Here is a 6,872-nt window from a genome sequence, read left to right on the forward strand (position 1 = left end):
CTTGACGACCCGTTGATACATACACGAAGGCGGGGGAGGAGTATGTATAGCCATCCACCGAAAGTTTCAGACAAGGCGCGTCGCCGAAGACAGTACGCTTTTGTACGGCGCGGGTTTCCCTAAAAAATGGCTCCGCCATTTTTTAGGGTGCCCGGTCAGGCGACGCAACACCGTATGAAGCTTTCGGTGGATGGCTATATAGCAATCCCCGCCACTTCCCCTATCATAACCCGCCCCTGCCGACGGCCACCGTTTTCCATGCCTTATCCCCTCACCCCGCTTGACCGCACCCTGCTCGCCGTCACCGCCGGTATCGCCTGCGCCTGGCAGTTCGCGCCGCCGTTGTGGCTTCTGCCGCTGGCGCTGCTTCTGCTCTGGCCGCGCATAAGCCGCTACCTTGCCATCGCCCTGCTCGCCGCCTTGTGGATGCACAGCCCGTGGCAGTTCACCGCGCCCGTCGCCGTGGACACGCGCTGCGCCGCCACCCTGCGCGTCGCCGATTTTCCCCTGCGCAATTACCCCGTCGGCAGCCGCTTCCCCGCCGTCATCACCGCCCCCGGCGATTGCCCGCTCGCCACGGGCGACCGCCTCACCGTCAGCGATTATCAGCCCGTCGCGCGCCGTCCGGGCGAGAGCCTGCGCGCCCGCCTGTACCTTAAACCGGGCAGCGCCAGCCCCGCCGACCAGCGCCAGCGTCTGCGCGGTTACGCCACCCTGAGCCAAGCGGAACCCGTCGCCGATGCGGCAATACCGTGGACGCTGCGCCAACGCCTCGCCCTCGCCGACCGTATCGACCGCATTTTTCCGCCCGACCAGCGCCCGTGGCTGCGCGCGCTGCTGCTCGGCGACCGCAGCGGTCTCAATGCCGATGCGCAAAACCGCCTGCGCCGCAGCGGCACTTCGCACCTCATCGCCATCTCCGGCCTGCACCTCGCCCTCATCGCCGGGCTGATTTACCTCGTTTTGCGCGTGCCGCTCGCCAGCCTGCCGCCGCGCTGGCGACACGGTATCGCGCCGCGTACCCTCGCCCTGCATGGCACCCTCGCCGCCAGCCTGCTCTACGCCCTCCTCACCGGCGCCGCCGCCCCGGTGCTGCGCGCCTGGGTGATGCTCGCCACCGTCGCCCTCTGCTGGCACGCGCCGGTGCTGGGCAGTGGTCGCGACGCGCTCAAACTCGCCGCCCTCGCGCTGCTGCTGCAAAACCCGTGGCAACTGGGCGCGGCGGGCGCGTGGCTCTCCTTTGCCGCCGTCGCCATCATCCTCTACAGCCTGCCGCTCTGGCGCAAACTGCGCCCGCTGAAACAATGGCTGCTGTTGCAAGTCCTCATCACCGCCATCCTCACCCCGCTCGGCTGGGCGCTCTTTGGCGGCATCAGCCTGATAGCACCCGCCGCCAACCTTGTCCTCATCCCGTGGCTGGCGCCAGTGCTGACCCTCGCCATCCTCGCGCTGCTGTTGCCCGTTTTCGCCACGCCTGCCAGTTGGCTGCTTGACCACTACCTGCGCGCGCTGACACAACTCGCCCGCCCTGCCCTCGCCTACCTCGAACCGCCGTGGCAGCCAACTACCGCCACCGCGCTGCTCTTTACCGCCGCCTGCCTGCTGACACTGACGCGACGGCGCACACCGCTGCGGTTTGAAAATATGGATGAAATTTCCGTGAACGGCGCCCGTTGGAAGACCGGGGCCGCTCGCGATTGCGCGCTTCGCCCTGCGAACGCCCATCGAACTGCCTCCTCCCCCGTGGGGGAGGGTTGGGGTGGGGGCAGCAAACCATCCGCATCAGCGACGGCCTATAAACAGCCTCCAGTCCGCAAACCGTCAACGCTATTGCGGCAACCCGCCCTGTGGTTCGCCCTCACCCTCGCCAGCGCCTGCATCACCACCTTTGCCCCGGCGGGCGACTACCACGCGCCGAACGGCAGCGCCATCCTGCGCGCGGGCGACAAAACCGTCATCGTCAATACCGGGCTGCGCCACCGCAACTTGGGACGCGACGATGCTGCGCGCTATCTCCTGCCCGAACTGCGCCGCCATTACCAGCGCCCGGACGCCATTGTCTTGACCGGCAAAAACCTGCGCGAGGTGAGCGCGCTGAAAACGCTGCTGGACGCCTACCCGGAGACGCCGGTGTACAGCACCGTCATCAATACCGCCCTGCCCTACCCCGTCATTTACTGCCCGGCGCACAATCCTGCCGGGATTACCTTTATCAAGACGGATGAAGGCTGCACCGCCCGCTTTGGCGACACCCCGCTCACCGCTCCGTAAGCGCCTGTTCAAAATGCTGCTCATCCGCACAAATTTGAATGGCTGCGTCGAATTGCCCCCTCCCTTGCAGCGCCCACAGCGGGCGCCGTGCGTAGGATGTGTGGCGGTGTGGCCGCCACACTCTCTACCGATTCGTTGCTGTAGCGGACGGTCTTTCGTCAGATATCGCTATATCATGGTTTTTTGCTACGGTTGCCATGACGGTATGTCTGGCTGCGCGGATGGTGCATGATAAATCTAGCCATCCACCGAAAGTTTCAGACAAGGCGCGTTGCCGAAGACAGTACGTGATTGTACGGCGCGCCTTGTACAGAACTTTGTGAGTTTCGCTATATATACCGGTAATGCGCACGTTCTTTTGGAGGTCATTATGTTTTTTCTTTTATTAAGTGTCTGTTTCAGCGTGGCGGTGTCAGTGTTATTGAAACTGGCGCGGCGGCGGCAGTGGGCGCTGGCGCAGATGGTGGCGGTCAATTATCCGGTGGCAGCGGCCTTGACCTGGCTGGTAGCGCGGCCTTCATGGGCAAATGCGGACGGCTTTTGGGCGTCGTGGTGGCTGTTCGCCCTGCTGGGAGTGTTGTTGCCGCTGGTGTTTGTGGTGATGGGGCGGGCGGTGCAGGCGGCGGGGATTGTCCGTGCCGATGCGGCACAGCGGGTGGCGCTGGTGATTCCGCTGTTGGCAGCGTTTTTGTGGTTCGGCGAGCGGTTGTCGCCGTGGTCGGTGGCGGGGATTGTGCTGGTGTTCGCCGCACTCGCCTGTTTGTTGCAGCGCGATGGTGCGGCGGGCGAAGGCGGCGGGCGGCACGCGGCGCTGTGGCTGGCCGGGGTCTGGCTCGGTTATGGTGTGATTGATGTGTTGTTGAAGCGGTTGTCGCTGGCGACGGCGGGCGCGTTTCCGGCGCTGTTGTTGTTGGTGTTTGTGCTGGCGGCGCTGTTGTCGTTCGCTTTTTTGTGGGCGCGGCGGACGCGCTGGTCGCGCGCGCCAGTGGCGGGTGGGGCGCTGCTCGGCGTACTGAATTTCGGCAATATTTTTTGTTATTTGCAGGCGCACGCGGCGCTCAGGGAGAATCCCAGTGTGGTCTTCGCCGGGATGAATGTTGGCGTGATTGTCCTCGGCGCGCTGGTCGGTGCCGGGCTGTTCCGCGAGCGCCTGCGTCCGGTGAATGTCGCCGGGGTGGTGCTGGCGCTTATCGCGGTTGGCTGTTTGGCGTATGCCAGGTTTGTAGCCGCGTGAGCAGGCGGCGCAGGCGTAGCGAGGTGTGGCGCTGCTCCCAGGCGCGCAGCAGCGGCAGGTGGATGGCGCAGGCGAGGATGACACCGCCGGCGAGGTCCACCGGGTAGTGCATCCCCAGCCAGACGCGACTCGCCATCACCAGCATGGCCCAGGCGGTGACGGCGCCGCTGATGATGAGGCGACGGCGGTTGGCGTAGCCGATGATGCCGGCGAAGAGGAGCGCCCAACTGGCAGCGAAGGTGGTGTGGCCGGAAGGGAAGCTGTAACCGGTGTCTTTGGCTCGGTGGGCGATGAGGTAGGGAGGGGTTTGGTGCTCTGCCCGTGCGTAGTAGTTGCGGACGGCGTCGGCGCGGGCGCTGCGCGGCACGCTGTAGAAGGCGCGGATGCGGGCGGGGTCGTGTTTGCTGAGGACGGCGACGTAGGGGCGCGCTTCGCCAATGAGCGGTTTGAGCAGGCTTTTGCTGATTTGGGTCGCACCGAGCGAGATGAGGACGACGAGCAGCAGCGCGCGGGTTTCGCCACGGCGGTGGCTGTAGCAGAGCAACGCGGTGAGGGCGATGATGCTGGCGAAGGCGACGGGGCTGCCCGCGGTTTGGGTGATGAGCCAGAGCAGGCGGGCAAGCGGGACTTCGTTGCCCTGCCAGTGCCAGCCGGTGAGCCAGAAGGCGATGGGGACGAGGAGGAGCAGGGCGATGATGGTGAGGAGGCGTTTGGTCATGGTTGGTAACGGTAGGGGGGTGATGCGCGGGTATTGGTTGAGGATGTTTTCTTCCTGGGGTTCGTGGCCGATGTTGTGAATGTTCAGCGGGGTGCCGTCATCGCCGCAGCGATTGTCGCCGGGAGGATGAAGGAAATCCGTAATGTTCAATAGCTGCGGAAAATCATGGGGTTGCTTCTGTCCGGTACGATTGGACGCAGTTATGATAGCAGTTTTCCCGCCTGTATCTTTTGGCTATTCAAAAGGAAAATGCGTTGTAAAGTTACGACAAGTTTTATGATTTGTAATAAAGTGGAAATATAGATTTTCTTGGGGTAAGATTGCCTTACGTCGTGCCATAGGGTTATGAATTTTAACCGTATAGCCGCGGTGTGCCGCCAGGCACGCAGGGAGAGCAGCCGCAGGATTTCTCCGCCCAGGATGGCTCTCAATCCGTTTCAATCGCCGCATCGGGTGTTTACCCGCTTGGCTTTCACTTAGTTATATTAGAGGTATATATGGCTAAACAAATCGCTTTGACGCTTGCCAGGGTTAAGGGCAGCAGCAATAGTGCAGATATTGTCGATCAGGTCAGTATCAATACAGGGAATGGCAGCCCGGTACACGTTCGCGCCGTTGACAACGTTTATTACCAGCTCACGGATTTGAGCACACAGTACGGCCCGGAAAACATCATGACCGAGCGCGTCGGTAACGATCTCTACGTCGCCTTTGAAGGCGAAAGCATCGAATCGCCGAGCCTGATTATCGACAATTACTATGGTCTCAACCCGGACGGCAGCAAGAACCTGCTGGTCGGGCAGCACGAAAACGGCTCGTTTTACCCCTACGTCCCGGAAACCGCGCAACAGGGCGATGCGGTACATATGCTCGCCGACCACGTTGCCGCCGGACAGGCACTGGGCGGTGATTCCAGCTTTGCCGGGGTCATTCCGGCCGATAGTGGCGCGGCAGGCGGCTGGAGTCCGTGGGCAATCCTCGGTGGCATCGCCGCTTTGGGCGGGCTGACCGCAATCGGTCTCGCGGCACGCAACCACCACAGACACAAAAAACACCACGACGACGATAACCACCAGCCGAACCCGAACCCGAATCCAACCCCGGATCCGAAAACCATCGCTCCGCCGACCGTGGCGAGAGACACGGCAAACAAGGGCGGCGTCACCATCACCCCGAACAACAAGGCGACCAGCCTGGACGTCAAATATACCGACGAAGCCGGTCATGAACACACCCTGCACGTCAGCAAGGGCACGGATGGCAAGTGGACGGCACAAGGCGGACTGCCGGACGGCGTGACCGTTGACCCGAACACCGGCAAAGTCACCCTTGCCCCGGACAGCGTCAAGGATGGCTCAAACGTCACCGCAACCAACAGCGACGGCAGCCATACCAGCATGAACGCCACCGTCATCGCCGACAACGATGCGGGCAACACTCCCAATCCGCCGAATCCCAATCCGAATCCTTCGCCGAGTCCGAACCCTTCACCCAGCCCGAACCCCTCGCCGAATCCAAATCCTTCACCGAATCCTGCAATCAACCCGCCGACCGTCGCCAAAGACCCGGCGCATCAGGGTGGCGTTACCATTACCCCGGACAGCAAGGCAACCACCCTTGAAGTCAAATACACCGACGAGCAGGGGCAACCCCACACCCTGACTGCCAAAAAAGACGGCAGTACCTGGAAATTTGACGGTACCACGCCAACCGGCATCACCATTGACCCGGCAACAGGCAAAGTGACCATTGGCCCGGAAAACGTCAAGGACGGCTCAACCGTAACCGCGAAAAACAGCGACGGCACCAACACCAGTACCGATGCGAGTGTCATCGCCGACAATGACAACGGCACGCCGACGCCGCCAAATCCCAATCCGAACCCGCAAACCATTGAGCCGCCGGTAGTCGCCAAAGACCCCACGCACAAAGGTGGCGTGACCATCAGCCCGAACAGCAAGGCGAACACCCTGACCGTTGACTACACCGACGAACAGGGACAACCGCACACCGTGACGGTGAACAAGGACGCGAGCGGCAAATGGACAGCGAAAGGCACGCTGCCGACCGGCGTGACCGTAGATGCGACCAGCGGCAAAGTGACGCTGGAACCAAAAGCGGTGAAAGACGGCAGCACCGTCAAGGCAAACAATGGCGACGGCACCAACACCAGCGCTGACGCCAGCGTTGTCGCCGACAACGAAACCAGCACCACCCCGCCGGCCATTGATCCACCGACCGTGGTTGCTGATACCGCGCACCAGGGCGGAGTCGTCATCACCCCGAATAACAAGGCAAAAACCCTGACCGTCAACTACACCGACGAACAGGGACAGTCCCACACCATTACGGTAGAAAAAGACACAAGCGGCAAATGGACGGCGAAAGGCACCCTGCCGAAAGACGTTGATGTTGACGCAGCGACAGGCAAAGTCACCCTTGGGCCGGAAGCCGTCAAAGACGGCAGCACCGTGGTTGCGAAAAACAGCGACGGTACCAACACCAGCAACGAGGCCAGCCTGACCGCACCGGATGACGTGATCACCCCGCCGAATCCGAACCCGCAGCCGCAACCGGGCAACGACGCGCCGGTTGCCAACGCCGACACCATGAAAGGCACGAAAGGCCAGCCGGTCACCGTTGACGTCC

Annotated in this window: 3 protein-coding genes and 1 pseudogene; 3 read left to right on the plus strand and 1 reads right to left on the minus strand. The window is 62.6% G+C overall.

The window, feature by feature from the left end; genetic code table 11:
* Positions 1-258: 258 nt before the first annotated feature.
* Together ACO54Z_RS05925 and ACO54Z_RS05930 are read left to right on the plus strand one after the other, a co-directional pair.
* A complete protein-coding gene (locus ACO54Z_RS05925; protein ID WP_485996192.1) occupies positions 259-2,271 on the plus strand; it encodes a ComEC/Rec2 family competence protein in 2,013 nt (670 codons plus the stop codon).
* A 370-nt stretch (positions 2,272-2,641) separates the two neighbouring features.
* Positions 2,642-3,505: an EamA/RhaT family transporter gene (locus ACO54Z_RS05930; RefSeq protein ID WP_485996193.1), complete on the plus strand. Its 864-nt coding sequence runs from the start codon at positions 2,642-2,644 to the stop codon at positions 3,503-3,505.
* Here the strand turns inward: ACO54Z_RS05930 and ACO54Z_RS05935 are convergent.
* Entirely contained in the window at positions 3,459-4,373 is a 915-nt protein-coding gene (locus ACO54Z_RS05935; RefSeq protein WP_485996194.1) for a phosphatase PAP2 family protein, read from the minus strand. The two genes, ACO54Z_RS05930 and ACO54Z_RS05935, sit on opposite strands and share 47 nt — an antisense overlap.
* A 347-nt stretch (positions 4,374-4,720) precedes the next feature.
* On the opposite strand from ACO54Z_RS05935, the pseudogene ACO54Z_RS05940 reads away from it, so the two are divergent.
* A pseudogene (locus ACO54Z_RS05940) lies at positions 4,721-6,872 on the plus strand (hypothetical protein); the annotation flags it as partial.

The sequence above is a fragment of the Cardiobacterium sp. genome (assembly GCF_057314735.1).